General features: G+C 73.1%; 22 protein-coding genes. 13 read left to right on the forward strand and 9 right to left on the reverse strand.

Translation table 11 applies throughout. The annotated features are described in order from the left end of the window. Positions 1 to 118 precede the first annotated feature (118 nt). Both RI578_RS26225 and RI578_RS26230 read left to right on the forward strand, forming a co-directional pair. Positions 119 to 1,003, forward strand: a complete 885-nt coding sequence (locus RI578_RS26225; RefSeq protein ID WP_399063188.1) for a helix-turn-helix domain-containing protein — start codon at positions 119 to 121, stop codon at positions 1,001 to 1,003. Beyond that, the gene (locus RI578_RS26230) at positions 1,003 to 1,206 is read left to right on the forward strand and encodes a DUF397 domain-containing protein (RefSeq protein WP_310873369.1); all 204 of its coding nucleotides are present in this window, start codon (positions 1,003 to 1,005) and stop codon (positions 1,204 to 1,206) included. The genes RI578_RS26225 and RI578_RS26230 overlap by 1 nt, the downstream gene beginning before the upstream one ends. On the opposite strand, the gene RI578_RS26235 is transcribed toward RI578_RS26230, so the two are convergent. The 4 genes from RI578_RS26235 to RI578_RS26250 form a co-directional block, all read right to left on the reverse strand. Continuing rightward, on the reverse strand, positions 1,187 to 1,843 hold the full coding sequence (locus tag RI578_RS26235) for a class I SAM-dependent methyltransferase (RefSeq protein WP_310873370.1): 657 nt from the start codon (positions 1,841 to 1,843) through the stop codon (positions 1,187 to 1,189). The genes RI578_RS26230 and RI578_RS26235 overlap by 20 nt on opposite strands. A 153-nt stretch (positions 1,844 to 1,996) precedes the next feature. Further along, a complete protein-coding gene (locus RI578_RS26240; protein WP_310873371.1) occupies positions 1,997 to 3,358 on the reverse strand; it encodes an FtsX-like permease family protein in 1,362 nt (453 codons plus the stop codon). After that, complete coding sequence (locus RI578_RS26245; protein ID WP_310873372.1) at positions 3,355 to 4,062, reverse strand: ABC transporter ATP-binding protein; 708 nt, start codon at positions 4,060 to 4,062, stop codon at positions 3,355 to 3,357. The genes RI578_RS26240 and RI578_RS26245 overlap by 4 nt, the downstream gene beginning before the upstream one ends. Next, positions 4,059 to 4,592: a PadR family transcriptional regulator gene (locus RI578_RS26250; RefSeq protein ID WP_310873373.1), complete on the reverse strand. Its 534-nt coding sequence runs from the start codon at positions 4,590 to 4,592 to the stop codon at positions 4,059 to 4,061. Before RI578_RS26250 ends, RI578_RS26245 begins: the two co-directional genes overlap by 4 nt. Positions 4,593 to 4,852: 260 nt before the next feature. Here RI578_RS26250 and RI578_RS26255 point away from each other — a divergent pair, with 260 nt between their 5' ends. From RI578_RS26255 to RI578_RS26265, 3 genes are all read left to right on the forward strand, one after another. Continuing rightward, on the forward strand, positions 4,853 to 5,158 hold the full coding sequence (locus tag RI578_RS26255; protein ID WP_055416953.1) for a hypothetical protein: 306 nt from the start codon (positions 4,853 to 4,855) through the stop codon (positions 5,156 to 5,158). Between the two features lie 9 nt (positions 5,159 to 5,167). Beyond that, positions 5,168 to 7,270 carry a 4-alpha-glucanotransferase gene (gene malQ / locus RI578_RS26260; RefSeq protein ID WP_310873374.1) on the forward strand — a complete coding sequence of 701 codons (2,103 nt, stop codon included), beginning with the start codon at positions 5,168 to 5,170 and terminating at the stop codon, positions 7,268 to 7,270. 82 nt (positions 7,271 to 7,352) lie between these two features. Then, the gene (locus tag RI578_RS26265; protein WP_310873375.1) at positions 7,353 to 7,634 is read left to right on the forward strand and encodes a hypothetical protein; all 282 of its coding nucleotides are present in this window, start codon (positions 7,353 to 7,355) and stop codon (positions 7,632 to 7,634) included. A 138-nt stretch (positions 7,635 to 7,772) separates the two neighbouring features. On the opposite strand, the gene RI578_RS26270 is transcribed toward RI578_RS26265, so the two are convergent. After that, on the reverse strand, positions 7,773 to 8,282 hold the full coding sequence (locus RI578_RS26270; protein ID WP_310873376.1) for a MarR family transcriptional regulator: 510 nt from the start codon (positions 8,280 to 8,282) through the stop codon (positions 7,773 to 7,775). A 120-nt stretch (positions 8,283 to 8,402) separates the two neighbouring features. Between RI578_RS26270 and RI578_RS26275 the strand changes: the two genes are divergently transcribed. From RI578_RS26275 to RI578_RS26285, 3 genes are read left to right on the forward strand one after another with little or no spacing between them, the layout of a single operon-like run. Then, positions 8,403 to 9,353, forward strand: coding sequence for an EamA family transporter (locus RI578_RS26275; RefSeq protein WP_310873377.1), 951 nt, complete (start codon positions 8,403 to 8,405; stop codon positions 9,351 to 9,353). Positions 9,354 to 9,389: 36 nt separating this feature from the next. Then, positions 9,390 to 10,325 carry a DMT family transporter gene (locus RI578_RS26280; protein WP_399061449.1) on the forward strand — a complete coding sequence of 312 codons (936 nt, stop codon included), beginning with the start codon at positions 9,390 to 9,392 and terminating at the stop codon, positions 10,323 to 10,325. Positions 10,326 to 10,354: 29 nt separating this feature from the next. Beyond that, a complete protein-coding gene (locus RI578_RS26285) occupies positions 10,355 to 11,257 on the forward strand; it encodes a LysR family transcriptional regulator (protein ID WP_310873378.1) in 903 nt (300 codons plus the stop codon). Positions 11,258 to 11,468: 211 nt separating this feature from the next. On the opposite strand, the gene pepN is transcribed toward RI578_RS26285, so the two are convergent. Further along, positions 11,469 to 14,042, reverse strand: coding sequence for an aminopeptidase N (pepN, locus tag RI578_RS26290; RefSeq protein ID WP_310873379.1), 2,574 nt, complete (start codon positions 14,040 to 14,042; stop codon positions 11,469 to 11,471). A 112-nt stretch (positions 14,043 to 14,154) separates the two neighbouring features. Between pepN and RI578_RS26295 the strand changes: the two genes are divergently transcribed. Continuing rightward, positions 14,155 to 14,646 (forward strand): DUF1203 domain-containing protein, encoded by a 492-nt coding sequence (locus tag RI578_RS26295; protein WP_310873380.1) that lies wholly within the window; start codon positions 14,155 to 14,157, stop codon positions 14,644 to 14,646. Here RI578_RS26295 and RI578_RS26300 read toward each other — a convergent pair. Next, entirely contained in the window at positions 14,643 to 15,659 is a 1,017-nt protein-coding gene (locus RI578_RS26300) for an aspartate-semialdehyde dehydrogenase (RefSeq protein ID WP_310873381.1), read from the reverse strand. The two genes, RI578_RS26295 and RI578_RS26300, sit on opposite strands and share 4 nt — an antisense overlap. 350 nt (positions 15,660 to 16,009) lie before the next feature. Here RI578_RS26300 and RI578_RS26305 point away from each other — a divergent pair, with 350 nt between their 5' ends. Then, positions 16,010 to 16,546 (forward strand): sigma-70 family RNA polymerase sigma factor, encoded by a 537-nt coding sequence (locus RI578_RS26305; RefSeq protein WP_310873382.1) that lies wholly within the window; start codon positions 16,010 to 16,012, stop codon positions 16,544 to 16,546. 1 nt (position 16,547) lies between these two features. Then, the gene (locus RI578_RS26310; protein WP_310873383.1) at positions 16,548 to 17,282 is read left to right on the forward strand and encodes a hypothetical protein; all 735 of its coding nucleotides are present in this window, start codon (positions 16,548 to 16,550) and stop codon (positions 17,280 to 17,282) included. A 64-nt stretch (positions 17,283 to 17,346) separates the two neighbouring features. Here the strand turns inward: RI578_RS26310 and RI578_RS26315 are convergent, their stop codons facing one another. Next, positions 17,347 to 20,655 carry a S8 family serine peptidase gene (locus tag RI578_RS26315; protein WP_310873384.1) on the reverse strand — a complete coding sequence of 1,103 codons (3,309 nt, stop codon included), beginning with the start codon at positions 20,653 to 20,655 and terminating at the stop codon, positions 17,347 to 17,349. Between the two features lie 250 nt (positions 20,656 to 20,905). On the opposite strand from RI578_RS26315, the gene RI578_RS26320 reads away from it, so the two are divergent. Beyond that, positions 20,906 to 21,391 carry an NUDIX hydrolase gene (locus tag RI578_RS26320; RefSeq protein WP_310873385.1) on the forward strand — a complete coding sequence of 162 codons (486 nt, stop codon included), beginning with the start codon at positions 20,906 to 20,908 and terminating at the stop codon, positions 21,389 to 21,391. Positions 21,392 to 21,512: 121 nt separating this feature from the next. Further along, complete coding sequence (locus tag RI578_RS26325) at positions 21,513 to 22,649, forward strand: serine hydrolase domain-containing protein (RefSeq protein ID WP_310873386.1); 1,137 nt, start codon at positions 21,513 to 21,515, stop codon at positions 22,647 to 22,649. 103 nt (positions 22,650 to 22,752) lie between these two features. On the opposite strand, the gene RI578_RS26330 is transcribed toward RI578_RS26325, so the two are convergent. Then, complete coding sequence (locus RI578_RS26330) at positions 22,753 to 23,829, reverse strand: hypothetical protein (RefSeq protein ID WP_310873387.1); 1,077 nt, start codon at positions 23,827 to 23,829, stop codon at positions 22,753 to 22,755. Positions 23,830 to 23,919 lie beyond the last annotated feature (90 nt).

The following is a 23,919-nucleotide window of genomic DNA, read 5'->3' on the forward strand; positions in this document are numbered from 1 at the left end:
CCGTTGAGTGAGTGCCCGGGTGCCCAACGTAGCGGTCCGAGACATTCGGGAGCAATTTATACGGGGAATTAATTCCCCGGACTTCGACTCGGTCGTGGATCGGCGCCACACTGTGGCGGTGACGCGATCAACGCAAGGCGCAGGAAACCGGGTCTCGACAGTTCTGGGGCGCAAGCTGGGCGCCGAACTGCTACGTCTGCGTGACGCATCGGGCAGGACGCAGCAGCAGGCCGCCGGTGCCATCTCCGCGACCGCGACGAAGGTCGTGAAGATGGAGCGGGGCTGGGTTCCCATGCGGGACCCGGACATCCGCGCGCTCTGCGAGTTCTACGGGGTGCGCGAGGACCGCACCGTCAACCGGCTGCTCGGCCTCGCGCGGCTGGACCGGGAACGCCGTAAGGCGAAGGGGTGGTGGAGGCAGTCGCCGCAGGCAGAGGCGGTGGCGGAGTACATCTCCATGGAAGACGTGGCCAGTCGGGTCCGCATCTGGCAGCAGTCCTTCGTACCCGGCCTGCTTCAGACGCCGGAGTACACAAGGGCGCTGGTGGTAAGCGAGGGTGTCTGGACGGACCCGGACGAGATCGAAGGCGTCGTCGACGTCCGGATGAAGCGGCAGGAACGTCTTGAGGGGAGCGAACCCCTCCAGCTGTACGCGGTCGTCTGGGAAGCGGCCCTACGGCAGCAGGTCGGTGGGCCCGACGTGATGCGCGCGCAGCTCAACCGAATCCTGGAGCTTGCCCAACTCCCCAACGTGCGCCTTCAGGCACTGCCGTTCCGTGCGGGCGGGCACGCGTGTATGGCTGGAGCCTTCAGCATCGTCTCGTTCGTCGAACCCGAGGCTGTGGACGTTGTTCACGTCGACACCATCGCGGCTACCGTGTGGGTCGAGGACGGGGTCGAAAGCGCCACGTACAGCTCGTTCTTCGACCGCACCGCACGACTGAGCCTGGCTCCCAGGGACTCGCTCAGACTGATCGAGAGCATCAGCGAGGACATGCATTGATGAACAGCTTCGATTTCGGGAAGTCCAGCTACAGCAGTGGAAGCGGCGAATGCGTCGAGGTCGCCCTCAACGTTCCCGGGGTGGTGGCCGTCCGCGACTCCAAGAGGCCCGCCGGCGGGCCGATACTTCGCGTCGCGCCGCAGGCCTGGGTTCGGTTCGCGGGGGAGTTGGGGTCGTGTCCGCTCAAGGGCGGCTCCAGGTGAGTGTGTAGCGCCAGAAGAGCCGGCGGCGCAGCCGGGCGCCGGGCAGAGTCGTGCGGGTCGCTTCGGTGATGTCGGAGAAGGGCATGTCGGCCGGTCGGGTCCGGGCGGTCATCGAGGTGGGCGGGGCCGCAGCCCGGCCCCTGTTCTTGAGCCACCCGGTGGCCGCGTTCAGCGGGACGGCGGCCGCGCCGAGGAGGTGGTCCGAGGCGGTCCGCGGCCGGAAGAGGCCGACGACCACCAGGGTGCCGCCGGGAGCCAGGTGCCGGCGGAAGGTGTCGAGGGCCTCGGTGAACGGCAGATGGTGGATGGTGGCGACGCAGGTGATGACGTCGTGCGGTCCGGCGGGGAGTCCCGTCAGGGCGTCCGCGACGGTGAAGGACGCCGCCGTCGCCTCCGGGGTCAGCGCGCGCGCCTGCGAGGTGATCACAGGGTCGGAGTCGACGCCGTGGACTTCGTCGGCGCGGGTGGCGAGAAGCCGGGCCAGGTCACCGCTGCCGGAACCGACGTCCAGCGCGCTGCCGAACCGGTGGGGAAGTTGCCGCAGGATCCAACGGTGGTAGTGGGCGTTGTGGTCCCAGGGGTGAGCGGCGTTGAAGCGGTCGAGCGCCTGGAGGAGCCGATGAGCCAGTGACGCCACGTCATTCCTCACCCGTGAACACTCACGCCCCGACTGTCCTCAAGCCACTCATTTGAGCGCCCAAATGACAGTTACCCGCCGAATGTTCACGTCTTTCGGTACGGCCCCCGCCCTCGCCAGGACGGAGGTGCCCCTCTGCCCGTCTCGGGTTCGTCACGCGTACCGCAGCTCCCCCGGTCGGACCGAGCGGCCCAGCAGTGGCAGCGCCGTCGCCGCCGACAGGAGGCAGGACGCGTACACCGCGGGCGCGACCAGCAGGGCGGTCCACGGTACCGAGCCGACGCCGGTCGCCGTGGAGTACCAGACGCCGACCGCCAGGCCCCCGGCACCGGCCAGCAGCAGGGCGGGCGCGAGCGGGACGGCGGTTTCCAGCAGCAGGGCCCGGTTCAGGACCGTACGCGGCACTCCCGCCGCGACCTGGGCGGCCAGGGCACGGCGGCGGGTGGTCAGGGACTCGGCGGTGCCCACGGCGAGGCCGGAGAGGGTGATCGCGAGGGCGACGAGGACGGCGGCGCCGGTCAGGTCGAGGCCGGTGGAGTAGTAGTCCAGGTCGGCGCCGAGGTGCCACTCCCGGGAGCGCAGCTCGGTGAGCATCGCGTGCCGGACGCACAGGAACGCCGTACCGGCGACCGTCACCAGCAGGACCGCGGCGTGGGTGCGGGCCGGGGCCCACGGGTCGGCGCGGAGCCGTTCCGCCGCGATCAGCGGGGCGGCGGTCCGGGCCCGGTGGGCGAGCTGCCGCCCGGTGAGCCGCGCCGTCGCCCCCGACAGCCACACCGCGCCGGCACCGACCGCGATGACCAGGGCGAACACGGTCAGTGGGCCCTGCCGGTAGTCCCGTCCGCCCGAACCGGAGCCGGTCGTGGTCACGGCGAGCGGCGCCAGCACCGCCACCAGCAGCAGCGCGGCCAGGAAGAGCCGCCCCGGGCCGCGGCCCGTCGTCGGCCCCGTCCGGCGCACCCAGCCCAGCGGTGACGCCACCACCCGGCGCAGCGCCAGCGCCCCCGCCACCGCGCCCAGCACCGGCACCCCGACGGCGACCAGCGCGATACCCGCCCAGGTCAGGGCGGTCGGGCGGCTCCACAGGCGCAGCAGGAGCAGGACGGAGAAGACGGTCACCACCGCCGAGCCCGCCAGACACGCGAGCCCGGTCTCCAGCGCCGCGATCCGCCGCACCTGCCAGGGCGTCGCTCCGGCCAGCCGCAGCCCGGCCAGCCGCCGGTCGCGGTGGACGGCACCGATGCGGGCGCACTGGCCGAGGAAGCCCAGCACCGGAACCAGCAGCATCAGCAGACTGACGATCACTCCGGCCCGGGTGCCGGGCTCGTTCAGCAGGCCGTGGCCGACCGAGACGGTCAGGCCGCCCTGAAGGGACGCGAGCGTGACGGCCGCCAGTGCGAAGCCCGTCGCGAGGGCCGCGCCCGTCGCCGTCAGCATGATCCGCCACCACTCCCGCCGGTCCGACCCGCGTACCAGCTGCCGGGCCAGCCGGACGTCCGAGGCCACCGTGCTCACGCCGTCACCTCCAGCGGCGCCACGGCACCGTCCCGCAGCCGCACCTCGCGGTCCGCGTACGCCGCCACCTGGGCGTCGTGCGTGACCAGCAGCACCGCCGTGCCCGACTCCCGGGCCGTGTGCGCCAGCGCCGCCATCACCTGCTCGCTCGCCAACGAGTCCAGCGCCCCGGTCGGCTCGTCCGCGAAGACCGCCTTCGGCCCGGTGACCAGCGCGCGGGCCAGCGCCGCCCGCTGCGCCTGCCCGCCGCTCATCTCGCCGGGACGCGACTCCTCCTGCCCGCGCACCCCGAACCGCTCCAGCCACTGACCGGCCCGCGCCCGCGCCTCAGTGCGGCCGGTGCCGGCCAGCATCAGCGGCAGCGCCACGTTGTCCAGCGCCGTCAGCTCCGGAATCAGCTGCCCGAACTGGAAGACCACCCCGAAGTCGGTACGGCGCAGCTCGCTCAGCCGCTTCTCCGGCAGCTCCGCCAGGCGCCGGCCGGCGTACGTCACCGAACCCGCGTCCGGGCGGACGATCCCGGCCAGGCAGTGCAGCAGCGTCGACTTCCCGCTGCCGCTGGCCCCGGTGACGGCGAGGATCTCGCCGGCCCGCAGGTCGACCGAGGCGCCGCGCAGGGCCTCCGTCCTGCCGTGGGACTTCACCAGGCCGCGGGCCGCGAGCAGCGGCCCCGCCGTGGTCCCGTTCGTGTCCCCGTTCGTCATGCTGTGCGGACCTCCGCGGTCAGAGTGGTGAGCCGGGCCGCCGTGGTGGTCATCCAACGGAGGTCGGCGTCCAGGTGGTTGAGGGCGTAGTCGGCCGAGAGCACGGTCGTCAGGTCCGTGCCCGGGGCCGTCTTGACCGCCGTGAGCTCCCGCATCCGGCCCATGTGGGCGGCGCGCTGGGCCAGCAGATAGGCGCCCGCGTCGCCGCCGGTGAGGATCGATACGACGACCTTGGCGAAGATCTCGTTCGTCACGAACGGGACGGGCGGCGCGATCTCGCCCGCCCACCGCGCCAGTTCGCGGGCGCCGTCGTCCGTCGCGCGGTACGCGGTCCGCTCCGGGCCGCCGTCCGACGCGGTGCCGTCGACCTCCGCGAGACCGTCCCGGACCAGGCGTTGCAGGGTCGTGTAGACCTGCCCGTAGGCCAGCGGACGGGCCTCGGGGAAGCGTTCGTCGTGGCGTCGCTTCAGGTCGTAGCCATGACTCGGCCCCGAGGCGAGCAGCCCCAGCAGGATGTGACGGGTGCTCATGAGGAGCATTATTCACTGAGTACATGTACTGAGTGAATAGCTGACGGGGAAGTGCCGGGTGTGCCGGAACCGGCCGGTTTGCATGATCTTCGGACGGGTTACGTGACTGTTTTGTCCGGGTTGGGGGAGAGTTCGCGAGAATGGAGTGTGACCAGGAGCACGTTGTCGGTGCTGGGGCGCCTGACCTCGCGCGGACTGGGTAGGGCTGCCGTAACGCGCCAAAAGCGTGCCCGAAACAACGCTCGACGAAGGAGACCCCCGTGGCTGCACTGGCACCGCTTCTGCTCCCGGCCCCGTCCAAACCCGTGGCGGAGCCGTCCACCCCCTGGGCGGAGCCCTCCGCCGCCTCCGACACCCCGCACTACTGCGTCTTCGGCGCCACCGGCAGCTGCGCCGAGGCACCGCTCACCAGCGAACCGCCGCTGCCCGACGCCGAGCCCCTCACCAGCGAGTCGCCGTTCGCCGACGCCGTACCACTGACCAGCGAGTCCTCGCCCGAACTCACGGCGGACGTGCCGGAGCAGGGCGGCCCCTCCTTCGCCGTCCCGGAACCCACGAGGTCGTAGAGGTCACAGATGCCAGCAGCCCGGCCGGCCGAGCCCCCCACCGAGGACCTTCCCGAGGATCTGACCCGGCTCGCCGCCCTGCACGGCGTCGCCACCTCCTACAGCCCGTCCCCGGACCGCACCGTCGCTGCCTCGGCCACCGCCGTCACCCTCGCGCTGGCCGCCCTCGGCGTGGACACGAGCACACCGGAGGCCGTACGCGCCGCGCTCGCCGCCCGCGAGTCGGTGCTGGGCGAACGCCTGCTGCCGCCCACCGTGGTCGCCTGGAGCGACGGCGGCACCCCCGCCGCCCTGGCCGCCCTGCCCGAGGGCACCCGGCTGCGCGTCGACACCGAGCAGGGCGAGACCCGCGACGGCGCCGGGGGGCTTCCGGCCGGCGTCCACCGCCTGGCCGCCACCGCGCCCGACGGCCGAACCGCCCTGGCCCACCTGATCGTCGCGCCCGCCCGGCTGCCCGCCCCCGCCACCCGCTCCTACGGACTCCTCGTCCAGCTCTACTCCCTCCTCTCCCGCCGCTCCTGGGGCATGGGCGACCTCGGCGACCTCGGCGAACTGGCCGCCTGGGCCGGACGCGCCCTCGGCGCCGGGTTCGTCCAGGTCAACCCGCTGCACGCGGCCGTGCCCGGCGCCCCCACCGACCCCTCCCCGTACCGGCCCTCCTCGCGCCGCTTCCCCGACCCGGTCCACCTGCGGATCGAGGACGTGCCCGAGTTCGCGTACGTCACCGACCGCGAGCGCGCCCGGGCCCTCCAGGAGCGGGCCGGACGGCTGCGCGAGGCCGTGCTGGAGAAGGACGCCCTGATCGACCGGGACGCCGTGTGGGAGCTGAAGCGCGAGGCCCTCGAACTGCTCCGCGAGGTCCCCCTGGGACCCGGCCGCCGCGCCGCCTACTGCGACTACCTCGCCGAACAGGGCACGGCCCTGGAGGACCACGCGACCTGGTGCGCGCTCGCCGAGGTCCACGGCTCCGACTGGCACCGGTGGCCCGAGGGCCTGCGCGACCCCCGCTCGGCCGAGACCGACCGCGCCCGCACCGAGCTGATGGACCGCGTCGACTTCCACACTCGCCTCACCTGGCTCACCGACACCCAGCTCACCGCCGCCCAGCGCACCGCCCGCGAGGCCGGGATGCCGGTCGGGATCGTCCACGACCTCGCCGTGGGCGTGCACCCGCGGGGCGCCGACTCCTGGGCGCAGCAGGAGTACTTCGCCGCCGGCATGTCGGTGGGCGCGCCCCCGGACGCCTTCAACGCCCGGGGCCAGGACTGGGGCCTGCCGCCCTGGCGCCCCGACCGCCTCGCCGAGTCCGGCTACGCACCGTTCCGGAGCCTGCTGCGGGGCCTGTTCCGCTACGCCGGAGCCCTGCGCATCGACCACGTCATGGGCCTGTTCCGGCTCTGGTGGGTCCCCGAGGGCCACCCGCCCACCGAGGGCACCTACGTCCGCTACGACGCCGAGGCGATGCTCGCCGTCCTGGTCCTGGAGGCGGCCCGGGCCGGCGCCGTGGTCATCGGCGAGGACCTGGGCACCGTGGAACCCGGCGTGCGCGAGGCGCTGCGCGAACGCGGGGTGCTCGGCACCTCCGTGCTGTGGTTCGAGCGCGACTGGGCGGGCGACGGCCGCCCCCTGCCCCCCGAGCGGTGGCGCGCCGACTGCCTGGCCACCGCCACCACCCACGACCTGCCGTCCACCGCCGCCCGCCTCACCGGCGAACACGTCGAGCTGCGCGACCGCCTGGGCCTGCTCACCCGCCCGCTGGAGGAGGAGCGGGCCGAGGCGTCGGCGGACACGGCCGAGTGGCTGGACGTACTGGCCCGGCTCGGCCTGCTGCACGGTACCGGCGGCGACACCGGCACCCCTTCCGAGGAGGCCGGAATCCAGGCCGTCCACCGCTTCCTGCTGCGCACCCCCGCCCGCATGGCCGGCATCTGGCTCCCGGACGCCGTCGGCGACCGCCGCCCGCAGAACCTCCCCGGCACCTGGGACCAGTACCCGAACTGGCGCCTGCCGGTCGCCGATGCCGAGGGCCGCCCCGTGACCCTGGAGGACCTGGCCGCCTCGGCCCGGCTGCACGCCCTGATCGACGTCGTACGGGACCGCGCCGGCGACTGAGCGGTCCGCCCCCAGGCCGCTCACGGCCCCCGTACGGCACCCCGGGCGCGCGGCCCTTCCGGCCGTTCGCTAACTTTGCACCGTGGACAAGAAGAACGCCCTGCGCGCCGGCGCCCTGGCAGCCGGTACGACGCTGATGATGCTGCTCATGTCGTCCCCCGCGCTCGCGCTGACCCGCGACGACGGCGACGACCCCGGCACGGGCCTGAGCGTCGTCGAGACGCTGGGTCTCTACGTCGTGGCCCCGATCGCGCTGTTCGTGATCATCGCGGTCCTGGTCATGGTCCTGGACAGGTCCAAGGAAGAGCACCGCGTGACCTCCCGCAACATCAAGACCCGGCCCAAGGCCGACGCCAAGGTCTGACGGCTCACCTCGACTTCACCGAGGGCGCCGGTCCCACCGCACACAGTGTGCGGGCGGGACCGGCGCCCTCGGCGTGCGTGTGACCCTCACGTCGGCCGGGCGGGAGTGAGCAGCGGGCGGCGCCGGTTCGCGGGCCGCCTACTTCTCGGTGCCGGCGAGCAGGTCCCGCAGCAGGTCGGCCAGTTGGGCGGCCCGTCCGTCGTCGAGGGCGGACAGGGCCTCCGTCTGGGCGGCGAGGCCCGCGCCGACCGCCTCGTCGATCAGCTCCAGCCCCCGGTCGGTGAGCGTGACCTGCAGTCCCCGGCGGTCGTGCGGGTCGGGGGAGCGGCGCAGCAGTCCGGCCCGTTCGAGTTTGTCGAGGCGGCCGGTCATGCCGCCGGTGGTGAGCATCAGCGTGGCCGAGAGCTGCCGGGGGGAGAGCGTGTAGGGCTCGCCGGAGCGGCGCAGCGTGGCCAGGGCGTCGAACTCCCCGCGGGAGATGCCGAAGCGCGAGTACGCCTTCTCCATCCGGTCGCCCATCGCGCGGGCGAGCCGGAAGACGCGGCCGAACACCTCCATGGCGGCCGTGTCCAGGTCGGGCCGCACCGTCGCCCACTGGTCGATGATCGCGTCGACGGGGTCCTTGCGCGGCTCGGGGCGTTCAGTCATGCCACGAGTATCGGGACAACTCCGCTCGGCCGCAAGAAAGTAGCTTGACGACATCTTGCTTAGCACTAAGCTACTTTCCATCGAGCTTTTCGCGCTTGCCCATCTCCCGAAGGGTGCTTCATGGTCGCCGGCCGCCCCACCGTCATCGCGCTCACCGCCCTCGCCCCCGTCTCCTGGGGCACCACCTACGCCGTGACCACGGAGTTCCTGCCGGCCGACCGACCCCTGTTCACCGGGCTGATGCGGGCCCTGCCCGCCGGTCTGCTGCTGCTCGCCATCGCCCGGGTGCTGCCGCGCGGCGCCTGGTGGTGGAAGGCGGCGGTGCTGGGCGCGCTGAACATCGGGGCCTTCTTTCCGCTGCTGTTCCTCTCCGCGTACCGGCTGCCGGGCGGCATGGCGGCCGCGGTCGGCTCGGTCGGCCCGCTGATCGTGGTCGGGCTCTCGGCGCTGCTGCTCGGGCAGCGGCCCACCGCCCGGTCCGTGCTCACCGGCGTCGCCGCCGCGTTCGGCGTCAGCCTGGTGGTGCTGAAGGCGGCCGGGGCGCTGGACGCGATCGGCGTGCTGGCGGCCCTCGGGGCCACCGCCTCCATGTCGGCCGGCACCGTGCTCACCAAGCGGTGGGGCCGCCCGGACGGTGTCGGTCCGCTCGCGCTCACCGGCTGGCAGCTGACCGCGGGCGGCCTGCTCATCGCACCGCTCGCGTTCCTGGCCGAGGGCGCCCCGCCCGCGCTGGACGGCCCTGCGGTCGGCGGCTACCTCTACCTGGCGCTGGCCAACACGGCGGTGGCGTACTGGCTCTGGTTCCGCGGCATCGGCCGGCTCACCGCCACCCAGGCCACCTTCCTCGGCCCGCTCTCGCCGCTGACCGCCGCCGTCGTCGGCTGGGCGGCGCTCGGCCAGGCGCTGACGACGGTGCAACTGGCGGGCATGGCGCTGGCGTTCGGGGCGACGGCCGCGGGGCAGCTCGCGCCGCGCGCGAAGGGCGCCGCACCCGCCGCATCTTTCAGTTCTCCTTCAAAGAACGATCGAAAAGATTCGATGGACCTGACAGGTCCGGCGCTGCGACGGTAGGTACACCGCAATCGTCGCCCTGCCGAAAGGACCTCCGTGGCCGTAGCCGACCCCCGGACCAGCACCACCCCCGCTCACACCCCCGCCGCCGCTCCCGTCGCCCCCGTCGCCCTCGGCATCGGGCTCGCCGTGCTCGCCACCCTCGTCTGGTCCGGGAGCTTCGTCACCTCCCGGGCCCTCGGCGACAGCGTGCCGCCCGTCCAGCACGCGTTCTGGCGCTGGGTGGTGGCCCTCGCGGTCGTCGCCCCCTTCGGCGCCCGGCGGGCCTGGCGGCAGCGCGCGCTGATCCGGCGTCACCTCGGCTTCGTGCTCCTCGCCTCCCTGCTCGGCGTGACCGTCTACAACACCCTCGTCAACCAGGCCGGCGTCACCACCCCCGCCGCCAACATGGGCATGATCATGGCGGCGTCCCCCGTTCTGATGGCGGTCTTCGAGCGGGCGGGCGGCGTACGGCTCGGCGCCCGCCGGGTCGCCGGGCTGCTCGTCGCCTGCACGGGCGTGCTCCTGCTCGTCTCGGGCGGGGCGTCCTTCTCGGCCGGCGACCTGTGGATGATCGCCGCCGCCTGCTGCTTCGGGTCGTACAGCGCGCTGCTGCGCCGCAGGCCCGCCGGTCTGGACGGAGCGGGGTTCCTCTTCACCACGTTCCTGTTCGGCACGGTCCTGCTGCTGCCCGCCCAGGGCGTCAGCCTCGCCGTCCAGGGCGGCTTCAGCCCGACCCCGGACACCGTCCTGCCCCTCCTCTACGTCGGTGTCGCCTCCTCCGCGGTCGCCTTCTTCGCCTGGAACAAGGCGATCTCCCTGATCGGCCCGTCCCGTGCCGGCGTCGTCTACTACCTCCAGCCGGTGTGCGTCGCCCTGCTGTCCTGGGCGCTGCTCGCCGAGCCGACCGGCTGGGCGCAGGCGGGCTGCATGGCGCTGATCCTCGGCGGCGTCGTCCTCGGCGCGGCCTCGGGGGCCGGGCCGCGTCGGTGACCGGGGCCGCCCGCGGATAGGTTGCCGCCATGGCCGACTGGGACATCCGCAAGCTGCAGATCCTGCGGACGCTGCGGGAACGGGGCACGGTGACCGCGACGGCCGAGGCGCTGCGCATGACACCGTCCGCCGTCTCCCAGCAGCTGACGAACCTCTCCAGACAGCTCGGCGTGGAGCTGCTCCAGGCCCAGGGCAGACGGGTCCGGCTGACGGACGCGGCCCGGCTGGTGCTGCGGCACGCCGAGGCGGTGTTCGAGCAACTGGAACGCGCCGACGCCGAGTTGGCGGCCTACGTCCACGGGGAGGCCGGCGAGGTACGGGTCGGCGCCTTCTCCACCGCCGTACCCGCCCTCGTCGTACCGGCCGTCACCGCGTTGCGGGCGACGCACCCGGGGGTCGCGGTGCGGGTGCGGGAGGCCGAGGCGCAGGAGGCGTACGAGCTGCTGGCCGCCGGTGCGGTGGACCTCGCGTTGTCGCTGGCCGCCCAGGCGCCGAGCGCCGCCGACCCGCGCTTCACCCGCGTCCCGCTCCTCGCCGACCCGCTGGACGTCGCGCTGCCCGGCGACCATCCGCTGGCGCGCGCGGACGGGCTGCGGCTGGCCGACCTCGCCGCCGAGCCGTGGATCTTCGGCGGCAGCGGGCCCTGGTCCGAGATCACACGCGGCGCCTGCGAGGCGGCCGGGTTCCGGCCCGACCAGGCCCACGCGGCGGCCGGCTGGACGGCGATCCTCGCGATGGTCGAGGCGGGCATGGGCGTCGCCCTGGTGCCGCGCATGGCGGCCGTGCCGCGGGACGGCGTGGTGATGCGCGAACTGCACGCCGACCGCCCCGTCCGGCACGTCGTCGCGGCGGTGCGCAAGGGCGCGGGCGAGGGCGCCGCCGTCGGAACCGTCCTCACGGCCTTGCGCACAGCGGCGGACGCCCGGCCTTGAACGCTACGGGGGCACGGCCCTGTACGCACGCCCCCGGGACCCGCCTCTGAACGCCCCCGGGACCGGCCGCTGAACACACACAGGGGCGCGCCTTCGGGTACGCGAGCAAGCACCCCGCATCCCGCACCCCACCGCGCCCGCCCCAACCGCAACGGGGGCGCCCGGCGCAGTGCCGGGCGCCCCCGAGGGCGTGCTGGTGGCGTGGCGTCGCCTACTCGGTCGCCGCCGCGTCCGCCGCCTGCGCCCTCAGCGCGCGCTCGACGCCCGAACGGGACTCCGAGACCAGCCGGCGCAGGGCCGCGTTCGGCTCGGCGGAGGACAGCCAGGCGTCCGTGCGGTCCAGGGTCTCCTGGGACACCTGCACCGCCGGGTACAGGCCGACCGCGATCTGCTGGGCCATCTCGTGCGAACGGGACTCCCAGGCACCCTTGAGCGCCTCGAAGTACCGCTCCGTGTACGGAGCCAGCAGCTCACGCTGGTCGGTCTGCACGAAGCCGGCGATGACCGCCTCCTGCACGGCGTTCGGCAGCTTGTCGGACTCCACGACCGACTCCCAGGCCTCCGCCTTGGCCGCCTCGGTCGGACGGGCGGCACGCGCGGTGGCCGCGTGCCGCTCACCGGCGGCCGTCCTGTCCCGCTCGTACTCGCTCTGGATCTCCGAACCGCCGAACCGGCCCACGGCCGCCAGCCGCTGCACGAACGCCCACCGCAGCTCGGTGTCGACGGCCAGGCCCTCGATGGTCTGCGTGCCGTCGAGCAGCGCGTCGAGCAGGTCCAGCTGCTCCGGCGTCCTCGCCGTCGCCGCGAACGCCCGCGCCCACGCCAGCTGGTGGTCGCTGCCCGCCTCGGCGGCCCGCAGGTGGGCCAGCGTGGCCTCGGTCCAGCGGGTGAGCAGCGCCTCGCGGGCGGTCGGGGCGGCGTACTGGTCGATGGCCAGCTTCACCTGGCGGTGCAGCGACTGCACCACGCCGATGTCGGACTCCTTGCCGATGCCGGACAGCACCAGGGAGAGGTAGTCCCGGGTCGCCAGCTCCGCGTCCCGGGTCATGTCCCAGGCCGACGCCCAGCACAGGGCGCGCGGCAGCGACTCGGTGAAGTCGCCGAGGTGCTCGGTGACGACGGCGAGGGACTGCTCGTCGAGGCGGACCTTGGCGTACGACAGGTCGTCGTCGTTGAGGAGGACGACCGCCGGACGGGGCTTGCCCACCAGCTGCGGTACGGGCGTCAGCTCGCCGTCCACGTCCAGCTCCACGCGGTCGCCGCGCACCAGCTTGCCGCCGGCGTCGAGGTCGTAGGCGCCGATCGCGATGCGGTGCGGGCGCAGGGTGGGCTCGCCCTTGGCGCCGGCGGGCAGCGCGGGAGCCTCCTGGCGGATCGCGAAGGACGTGATGACACCCTCGGCGTCCGTCTCGATCTCCGGGCGCAGCACGTTGATGCCGGCCGTCTCCAGCCACGCCTTCGACCAGGTCTTCAGGTCGCGCCCGGAGGTCTCCTCCAGCGCGCCCAGCAGGTCGGACAGGCGCGTGTTGCCGAACGCGTGCCGCTTGAAGTACGCCTGCACGCCCTGGAAGAACGCGTCCTCACCGACGTACGCGACGAGCTGCTTGAGCACGCTCGCGCCCTTGGCGTACGTGATGCCGTCGAAGTTGACGAGCACGTCGTCCAGGTCGCTGATGTCCGCCATGATCGGGTGCGTGGACGGCAGCTGGTCCTGCCGGTACGCCCAGGTCTTCATCTGGTTGGCGAACGTCGTCCACGAGTGCGGCCACTTCGAGCCGGGCGCGTCCGCCTGGCAGGCGGCCTCGGCGTAGGTGGCGAACGACTCGTTCAGCCACAGGTCGTTCCACCACTCCATGGTGACCAGGTCGCCGAACCACATGTGCGCCAGCTCGTGGAGGATCGTCGCGGCGCGCACCTCGTACGCGGCGTCCGTCACCTTCGAGCGGAACACGTACTGGTCGCGGATGGTCACCGCGCCCGCGTTCTCCATCGCGCCCGCGTTGAACTCGGGCACGAACAGCTGGTCGTACTTCTTGAACGGGTACTGGTAGTCGAACTTCTCCTGGAACCACTCGAAGCCCTGCCGGGTGACCTCGAAGATGGCGTCCGCGTCGAGGTGCTCGGCGAGCGAGGGGCGGCAGTAGATGCCGAGCGGGACGGACTGGCCGTCCTTCTCGTACACGCTGTGCACCGAGTGGTACGGGCCGACGATCAGCGCCGTGATGTACGACGAGATGCGCGGGGTCGGCTCGAAGACCCAGACGTTCTCCTGGGGCTCCGGCGTCGGCGAGTTGGAGATGACCGTCCAGCCCTCGGGCGCCTTCACGGTGAACTGGAAGGTCGCCTTCAGGTCCGGCTGCTCGAAGCTCGCGAAGACCCGGCGCGCGTCCGGCACCTCGAACTGCGTGTACAGGTAGGCCTGGTCGTCGACCGGGTCGACGAACCGGTGCAGGCCCTCGCCGGTGTTGGTGTACGCGCAGTCGGCGACCACGCGCAGGATGTTGCGCCCCGGCAGCAGCCCCGGCAGGGCGATGCGGGAGTCCTGGAACACCTCGGCGGCGTCGAGGGAGTCGCCGTTCAGCGTCACCTCGTGGACCGTCGGCGCGACCAGGTCGATGAAGGACTCGCCGCCGCCCTCCGCGACGTCGAAGCGCACCGTGGTCACGGACCGGTAGGTGCCGCCCTCCTGCGCGCCGGTGAGGTCGAGATCGATCTCGTACGAGTCAACGGTCAGCAGCGTCGCCCGCTGCCGCGCCTCTTCGCGAGTCAGGTTTGTGCCAGGCACGCGGTCATCTCCTCGTTATGTGTGGGTTGCGCCATCCTTCCACGTGGCCCGTACCCAACGCGATGTCCATTTCCCGCCGGTGCGCGGGCCGGGCGGGCGCGAGCCTGGGGCCATGCAGCACTACACCGCACGGCCCATTCCGCCGGCCGCCCTGAAGGAACTGCGCACCGCCGACGACGCGGGCCGCGCGCCCGCCCCGTTCACCGACGACGAGGGCGGCGCACCCCTGCGCTGCTGCCTGCGCCGCAGCACGCCGGGGGAGAGGATCGCCCTGGTCTCCTACGCCCCGCTGCGGCGCTGGGCGGCCGGGACGGGCGCGGAACCGGGCGCGTACGACGAGCAGGGGCCGGTCTTCGTCCACGCCGAGGAGTGCGCGGGACCGGAGACGGACGGCCTGCCCTTCACGAACTCGCACCGCGTCCTGCGCCGCTACTCGGCCGACGGGCGGATCCTGGGCGGGCGGCTGGTCGAGGGCGCCGACGCCTTCGCACCCGCCCTCCGGGAAGCGCTCGACGACCCGTCCGTGGCGTTCGTCCACGTCCGGGCCGTCGAGTACGGCTGCTTCCTCTACGAGGTGAGGCGGGGCCAGGCCCCAGGGGCCTAGCCCTTCAGCTCCGCCGCCACCAGCTCCGCGATCTGCACCGCGTTCAGGGCCGCGCCCTTGCGCAGGTTGTCGTTGGAGACGAACAGGGCGAGGCCGTTGTCCACGGTCTCGTCCTGGCGGATGCGGCCGACGTACGAGGGGTCCTGACCGGCCGCCTCCAGCGGGGTCGGCACCTCGGTGAGCGCGACGCCGGGGGCGCCGGCCAGCAGCTCCTTGGCGCGCTCCACGCTGATCGGGCGGGCGAAGCGGGCGTTGATCTGGAGGGAGTGGCCGCTGAAGACGGGCACGCGCACGCAGGTGCCGGAGACCTTCAGCTCCGGGATCTCCAGGATCTTGCGGGACTCGTTGCGGAGCTTCTGCTCCTCGTCCGTCTCGTGCAGGCCGTCGTCCACGATGGAGCCGGCCAGCGGCAGCACGTTGTACGCGATCGGCGCCACGTACTTGTCCGGCTTCGGGAACTCCACCGCCGAGCCGTCGTGGGTGAGCTTGGGGGCGTCGTCGCCGACCTTCTTGACCTGCTCGAACAGCTCGTCCACGCCGGCCAGGCCGGAACCGGACACAGCCTGGTAGGTGGCGACGACCAGCGCTTCGAGGCCCGCCTCGGTGTGCAGCGGACGCAGGACCGGCATCGCGGCCATCGTGGTGCAGTTCGGGTTGGCGATGATGCCCTTGGGGCGGTCGGTGATCGCGTGCGGGTTCACCTCGGACACCACCAGCGGGACCTCGGGGTCACGGCGCCAGGCGGAGGAGTTGTCGATCACGACCGGGCCCTGGGAGGCGACCTTCTCGGCCAGCGCCTTGGAGGTGGCGCCGCCCGCCGAGAACAGCACGATGTCCAGGTCGGAGTAGTCGGCGGTGGCCGCGTCCTCCACCGTCACGCCGTCCAGCTCCTTGCCGGCGCTGCGGGCCGAGGCGAACAGACGCAGCTCGGTGACCGGGAAGTTCCGCTCGGTGAGGATCCTGCGCATGACCGTGCCGACCTGACCGGTGGCTCCGACGATTCCGACCCTCACGGTGACTCCTTCTCCGTTTGTGCGCGTGTCTTCACGCGCGCTTTGCTCGGCCGAGACTTTTCCATCATGGGGCGAAGCCCGGCCCACCTGTCCAATTCTTTGCGCGGGATGCCCGCACCCTGGGACGCGGCGGCTCGTACAGCGGGCGCGGTCCTTCGCTGGAAACCCCTACTGAGCTGCAGGAATTCACCTCCACCGGGCCCCGCGCCGCAAGCTGTGCTGTTCCGCCCCTGCCCATCCCTTCCCGCCCCACACGACGATGTGACGTACGCCTCGCGGCAAGTCGCCGCCGACCGGGCGAACGTTTCGGGCCCCGCCGGCGTCATAGGGGAAACGTGGCTGGGGGAGGGGTGGCTGTGCTGCGCAGGAAGGCCCGCCGCGGCCAGGGGGACGGCGTACTCGACGATCCTCTGGACGCGGCCCAGGAACGCCGGGTGCGGGCGGTGCTCGCGCTGGGCGGCGTGCCGCAGGCGGATCTGCCGGACGGGGTGCAGCAGGTCCGCCTGCGGTTGCTGGAGCGGACGGCGAGTGGACGCGAGGCGCCGCGCGACGTGTCCGCGTGGGCGGCGGTCGTCGCCTCCAACCTGGCCATGGACTGGCACCGGGCCAGGCACCGCCAGAACCGGCTCGGGGAGCGCCTGGCCGCGCTCCGCCAGGTGGAGCACCCCTCCGGGGAGGACACCAGCCTGCTCTCCCTCGCCGTCGCCCAGGGCCTGGACGAGCTGCCCGACGCCCAGCGCCAGGTCCTCGTCCTGCGTTTCTACGCCGACCTGCCGGTGCGCGGCATCGCCGAGGAGCTGGGCATCCCCGAGGGCACGGTCAAGAGCAGGCTGCACACGGCGGTACGGGCGATGCGGGCCCGCTTGCACGAGGACGAGGTGGTGTGAGATGGCCGCCGAACAGCATCCCGGTGGGCACGACGCGCTGATGGCCGCGATCACGGGCGAACCGCTGCCGCCCGGGGCGGGCGCGGACGCCGACGCCGAGTACCGGTCGGCGGCGGCCGACGTGGCGCTGCTGCGCGAACAGCTGGGGATCGTCGGGCGGTCGCTGAGCGAGCCGCTTCCCGGCCCCGAGGCGTCCCCGGTGGTGGCACCGTCCCGCCGCCCCCGGCGCCGTCCGCTCGCCGTCGCCTTCGGCGCCCTCGCGGTGGCGTGCGCCGGCGTGGCGGTGGCCGGGCTCGGCTGGCTGGTGGTGCAGGGCGGGAACGGAGCCGAGGACGCGGCGAGCGGCAAGGCCGCCGCGAGCGACGGGCGGGCGGACTCCGCCGAGTCCGGTGGCGTCGCCTTCGGCAGCCCCCGCTACCTCGCCTGCGCCCGTCTGGTGGCCGAGGGCACGGTGACCGGCGCTGAACCGGTGCCGGGGACCGGGCAGCACCGGATCACCCTGGAGGTGACCCGCTCCTACAAGCCGCAGGAACGGCCGGGGAAGGCGGGCGAGCGGATCACGTTCGTCCTGGACGACACCACCGCCCGGCTCGCCGTGGGCGACCGCGCGCTGATCGGCATCCCCGTGCACGGCGACAGCCCGGACGTCGTGATCACCGGCGCGGAGGCCGTCGCCGCCGAACGCGCCTGGATCACCGCGTCGCTGCCGGAATCCCGCACCCTCACCTGCGACTGACCTACGACATGCGGAAAGGGCGGGCGCCCCGCAGAGCGCCCGCCCTCCCCTGTGCCGCACCGGACTACGGCACGACCTTCCCGATCCGTACGCTGCCGAGGCCCGCGGCCGTGCCGTGGGCGTTCACCAGCTGGACCTGCCCGAAGAACTCACGGCCCTCCGGAGCGGCGGCCAGCGCCGTGACGCTGCCGGAGACCGTCGCCGAGTCGCCCGTGCCGAGCTTCACCGGCGCCGAGCCGTCCACGGTGACCGAGCCGAGGGACGCGGCGAAGTACACGTCCCGGTAGTCGTACTCCGTGCTGCCCGACGGCACCGCGTAGCCCACGACCTCGACGGTGTAGGCACCGGCGGCCGGCTTCGGCACGGAGACCGACTCCTCCGAGTCGCCGTCGGCGGACTGGCCGACGACGTTGCCGTCCTTGTCGTAGACCGTCAGGTCCAGGTCGGAGGCCGCGTCGGAGACGCCCCCGATGGCCACGTCCAGCGACTCGGCGCCCTCGGGCACCTCCACCGTGGAGGTCCTGGTCTCACCCTGCTCGATCGACGGGCGGGACGTCTCGGCCGAGCCGAGCGGGCCGCCGACCAGCTTGCCCTCGATCGGGCCGTACTGGTTCGTCACCTTCCAGGAGGCGTCGGCCGGGGTGCCCACCTTCGCCTCGGGCACCGTCACGACCTCCGGGTCGAAGGTGGCGCCGAGCACGGTGACGTCCAGCTTGTACGGGTTGTCCAGCAGCGGCGACGTGCGCCGCGACTCGACCTCGATCTCCCAGACGCCGGGCTGCGGGTCGGCGTACGCGCGCACGTCGGGCCGGCAGCCGTTGCCCTCGAGGTAGTTGTTGTAGCAGTACGGCGTGGAGGTGTTGTCGACCGGGACGCCGTACGGGTGGATGGCGATGAACCGGGTCTGGCTCCCGTCCTTCAGCCCGCTCATCGCCACCTCCAGCGCCTTCGCGCCCTCGGGGACGGTCACGAAGTACGACTCGGTGTCGTTGCGCTGCACGGAGTCCTTCGCGGAGAAGTCGTACTCCAGCGGGGCCGAGGCCACGACCGTGGTCAGGACCAGCTTGTCGGTGCCCTCGGTGCGCGGGTCGTCGACCTCCAGGATCGCGCTCTTGATGCCCTCGGAGCGCGGCTTGGCCTGCACCTTGACGGTCACCGGCTCGTTCAGCGGCAGCCGCACCTCGTCGGAGCCGACGATGCGGAAGGTGCGCCCGGCGTTGTTCTCGAAGTGCAGCTCGTGCCGGATCGCACGGTCCGCGCCGGAGGTGCGGGTGAGCGTGATCTCGTACGTCTTCTTCTCCCCGGCCTTCAGTCCGCCCTCGCGGTCGTAGAGGCCGGTGCCGTGGCCCGGGGTCTTCAGGAACTGGTCGATCGCGGTGTCGACCGGCGCCTTGACCGAGTACTCGTGGGCGGTGGCGCCCTTGCGGATCGACCGCCAGGCGTCGGGGATGTTGATCAGGCCCGCGCCCTCCTCGTACGCCTGCACGCCCTTGATGTGGTCGGCGGTGGAGGTCAGCGCCGTGCGCAGCTTCGCCGGGGGCAGGTCGATGTCCGCCTGCTTCGCGGCCGACAGCAGCAGCGCCGAGGCGCCGGCGGCCTGCGGGGAGGCCATCGAGGTGCCCTGGAGCATGCCGTAACCGGCCGGGAGGTCGTAGCCCGCCTCCGGGACCGGGGCGCCGGGCGCCCAGGTCTGGATGGTGTTGACCGCCGCGCCGGGCGCGGTCAGCGTCGGCGTGAAGCCGCCGTCCTCACGCGGGCCGCGCGAGGAGAACGGCATCATCGCGTACCTGGTCCTCACCGCGGAGCCGTAGTTGGCGGCCCAGGTCTCGCGGGAGATGGACGCGCCGACCGAGATCACCTTGTCGGCGAGCGACGGGTCGCCGATGGTGTTGGCGCCGGGGCCGGAGTTGCCCGCGGAGATCACCAGCTGGACGCCGTAGGTGTCGATGAGCCGCGTGTACAGCTCGGCGCGGGCGTTGTTGCCGTCGTTGAGCGCGGGGAGGCCGCCGATCGACATGTTGACGATGTCGACGCCCCGGTTGACGACGAGGTCGATCATGCCCTCGGTGAGCGCGACGTTGGTGCAGCCGCCGCTCCAGGTGCAGGCGCGGGACGAGACGATCTTCGCGCCGGGCGCGGCACCGTCCATCCGGCCGCCGAACAGGCCGTTGGCGGCGGCGAGTCCGGCCACGTGCGAGCCGTGCGAACCCTCGATGACGCCGATGTTGACGAAGTCGGCCTTCGCGCCGGCCGCGTTGTGGACGACGTCCTCGCGGATCTCGACGACGAACGGCTGGCGCTCGGCCACGTCCGTCTTCGGGTCGTCGGTGCCGAAGTACCCGATCTGGAAGCCGTCCTTGTAGGGCTTCATCGGGGTGTCGTCGGCGAAGTCGTGGTTGTCGTTCAGGTCGACGCGGACCGTGCCGGCCTGCGCGTCGTAGAGGACGCCCCAGGAGTCGGTGGTGTCGCCGTCCCGGTTGGCGTCGCCGCCGGCGTCACCACCGGTGGTGTACGACTCCAGGAAGGTGCTCACCTGGTAGGAGCCCGCGGGCGCCGTCCAGGTCTCGCCGCCGAAGGTGAAGGTCGGCCCGGAGACCGAGGTGAGCATCGGGCGCCAGGTCCGGTCGCCGTCGACGACGGGGTCGGTCGCGGTGACCCAGTCGACGATCTTGCGCTCGCCGGTGGTGGTCTTCTGCAGCGCCGGGTGGGCGAGGTCGACGCCCGAGTCGAGGATGCCGATGGTGACGCCGCGGCCGTCCGCCTTCGGGTACTTCTTCACGAAGTCGACGGCGCCCGTCTCGAAGGACGGGTTGTACGGGTTCTCGGCGGGGGTCCGGCGGTCCGGCGCGGGGTAGGAGCGGCCCTTGTGGTGTTCGCCGCCCTTCGCCCGGTCGGCGCCCGGCGTCGGGTCGTCCAGCGGGATCTCGTCGCGCAGGTCGATGCCGTGCACGGAGGAGAGCTTCGTGGCGGCGGCGATGGCCGAGTCCGCCTCGGCGGTGGGCACGGTGGCGCGGACGTAACCGAGCTCGTCGTACGTCCGGCCGACGGAGCCGCCGCCGACCGCGTCCAGCTTCTTCGCCACCTGCTCGGTCTGGCCCGGCGCGGTGGCGACCATCATCGTGACGTTCTTCGTGCCGTCGGCCTTCGCCTCGGCGAGCAGGTCCGCGTCGTCCGAACCGAGCTTGTCGTGGGCGGACTTGACGGAGGCGTCGGCGGGTGCGTCGACGGGGGGAGTGGTACCCGGACCGTCGGCGGCCAGCGCCATGGGTATCGGTCCGACGGCGCAGAGCGCGGCGACGAGGCCCGTGGCCACGGCGATGCGGGCCGCGCGTCTCGCGCCCGGTATCGGTTCGCGCTGGGGGGTGTGGGTCATCGGCATCCCTTGTAGGTAAAGGAACGTGCGTGAACGACCGGGGCCGATCGGTCCTGGCCGCGGCAGTCCGGAATCCGATCCCGGACGACCGCTCAGCCTTACGTAAGCGTTCACTGTTTGGGGAGAGTTGTCCGGGACGGGATGGAGCCATGGCGTACTTCCGCCATACGCCATCGGGGACACAAGGGGCGCCCTGTGACAATCCTGTGAGCCGCGCCGCACCCCGCGCCCGGCGGGCTAACGTCTCGGAGTGCGCCGAAAGCTGAGGGTGGCGGCCTACGCCATATGTGTTCGCGACGGACAGGTCCTGCTCGCCCGGTCACCGGGCCCCGGCGGGATCCCCGAGTGGGTGCTGCCGGGCGGCGGCACGGAACACGGCGAGGACCCCCACGACACCGTCGTGCGCGAGGTCGAGGAGGAGACCGGCTACCGCGTCGAGCCCACCGCCCTGCTCGGCGTCGGCTCCCACCGCGTCACCCGCCCGAGCCGCGCCGGACTCGGAGGGCTCCTGCGGCGAACCGTCGACCACCACGCCGTACAGCTCGTCTACGAGGTCCGGGTCACCGGCGGTGACCTGCGGTTCGAGGTCGGTGGCTCCACGGACCTGGCGGCCTGGCAGGACCTGACCGCCGTCCCGGGGCTGACCCGGGTGCCGATGGTCGACATCGGCCTGCGGCTGTGGCGGGAGAGGCCGCCGTCGGGACGGGCGGAACGCCCACGGGCCGAGGAGGGCTGAATCGCGCTCAACCACCCCGGGGCGCGGCAACCTTCGTACCGCCCGTCCGGTCCCTCCCCCCGACCGAGCAGGGCAGAGAACGCAGAGCACACACAGAGGACGCAGATCGATGGGGGAAGACATGACCGCACGCGTACGAACCACCCTGGTGGCGGCCACCGCCGTGGCACTGTCGCTGGCCGTGGCGGGTCCCGCCGTGGCGGCGCCCGCCACCGGCGGCCACGACGCGACCCGCCGCGCCGTGGAGGCCGCGGTCGAGGACGGCGTGCCCGGCGTGACCGCGACCGCCCGGAACGGACACCGGACGTGGTCCGAGACCGCCGGGGTGGGCGACCTCAAGACCGGCGAGCCGCGTTCGGAGCGGGACCGCTACCGGGTCGGCAGCATCACCAAGACCTTCGTGGCCACCGTCCTGCTCCAGTTGGAGGCCGAGGGCCGGCTCTCGCTGGACGACACGGTGGACGAGTGGCTGCCGGGCGTGGTCGAGGGCAACGGCCACGACGGCGGCCGCATCACATTGCGCCAACTCCTCAACCACACCAGCGGCGTCTACAACTACACGGCCGACGAGGAGTTCGCCCGCACCCACTTCGCCAAGGACGGCTTCCTCGAGCACCGCTACGACACGGTGACACCGCGGGAACTGGTCGGGGTCGCCATGGCCCACGAGCCGGACTTCGCGCCGGGCGCCTCCTGGAACTACTCCAACACCAACTACGTCCTGGCCGGCATGGTGATCGAGGAGGCCACCGGCCGCCCGTACGGCGACGAGGTGCGGCGTCGCGTCATCGAGCCGCTGAAGCTGCGCGCCACGTCGGTCCCGGGCACCCGGGCCGGCATGCCGCGGCCCAGCAGCCGCGCGTACTCCAAGCTGGCCCCGACGGCCACGGGCCCGACCTACGACGTCACACGGCTCAACCCGTCCATCGCCGGTTCGGCGGGCGAGATGATCTCCAGCTCCACCGACCTGAACCGCTTCTACACCGCCCTGCTCCGCGGCAGGCTGCTGCCCGCGGAGCAGCTGGCCGAGATGACGACCACGGTCCCGGTGGAGAAGGGCGCCGCCTACGGCCTCGGCCTGATGAAGCGGGAACTCGGCTGCGGGGTGACCGTCTGGGGCCACGGCGGTGGCATCCACGGCTCCTCGTCGGAGGCGGTGGTGACGAAGGACGGCCGGCACGCGCTCGCCTTCAACTTCAACGGCGACTGGGCGGGCGACAGCGAGGCGGTGATCGAGGCGGAGTTCTGCGCCGAGTAGCGCGCCACGCACGAGGCACGCCACGCACGAGGAGGGGCCACCGGCGCAGCGGTGGCCCCGGTGGCCCCTCCTCTCCCCTCCTGGTGACCGCCCCGGTCCGTCACTACTGGGGCAGCACCACGACATAGGCAGCGGGTTCCCGGTCCCCGGCCGCCATCAACGCCGTACGGACGACGGCCGCCTGGTGTTCCGGGCTGTCCCGCAGCTTGCGCGGCGTGAGGTGCACGACCGTGATGCCCAGTCGTTCCAAGTGCTCGCGCTTGCGGGCGTATTCCGCCCAGACCGCGTCGTCCTCCTGCTGCCGGTGGGCGCGGGTGTCCAGCTCCAGCGCCACCGAGTGCTCGGGCCAGAAGGCGTCGACGCCGCCGAGGTGGGGGCCGCCGGGCAGGCGCAGGTCGACGTTCCAGAGCGGTTCCGGCAGGCCGTGTTCGCGCACCATCCGGTACAGGCGCTGCTCGGCCAGCGCCCGTCCCTCCGCGACCAGCGAGTCCACCGCGTCCACCACGTGCGGGCGGCTGAGCAGCCGGGCCCGGTTCAGCTCCCGCACCACCGAGGCCGGTTCGCAGTGCCCGCCGCGCACCGCCTCCGTCAGCAGCCGGCGGACGACGCCCGCGTCCGTCAGCTCCGCCACCGCGTCGGCCAGGGCCCGCGCCACCGGCGCCACCGGAACCCCGGTGACCTGCATGGGGGTGGGCAGCGCGGTCGTGCGGACGATCCGCGCGCAGCCCGTCGTACGCAGCCGGCGCAGCCTCGGGACCAGGACGTCGATGGCGTCGAGGGACGGCAGCGGGGGAGCGGCGGACAAGCCGTGCAGCGTCAGCGCGGCCAGCCCCGTGATCATCGCCTCGGCGTAGGCGGGCGCGGGGGTCTCCTCCCCGCCCGGCTGGACCGGCACGGAGGCGGTGACACCGGCGGGCGCACCGCCGTTCGCGCCGGCGGTCCGCTCCCGCGCCGCGTACAGCAGCACCGCGTGCAGGCGCTCCTCGCTGGTCGGCGGGCCCGGGTGGAGCAGGACGACGTTGGGGAGAAGCTGCTGCCAGGGCCCGCCGGGCCGGCACTGCTCGTTGGTCTCGGCGGCGGAGACACCGTGCGCCCGCAGCTGGGCGGCCGTCATCAGCCGGCACCGGCCGTTGGCCAGGTGGTGGAGCGGGCGGGGGGAGAGCGGGGTGTTGTGCGTCATGACCGGGGGTTTCCCGCGCCCGAACCGCCCCTTAACCGCTGTTACACGCTCATCGCCGAATCCGGACAAGCCCGCCCTAAAGGACGGGTG

Origin of the sequence: Streptomyces sp. BB1-1-1 (assembly GCF_031597775.1) — a bacterium.
Taxonomy (GTDB): domain Bacteria; phylum Actinomycetota; class Actinomycetes; order Streptomycetales; family Streptomycetaceae; genus Streptomyces; species Streptomyces thinghirensis.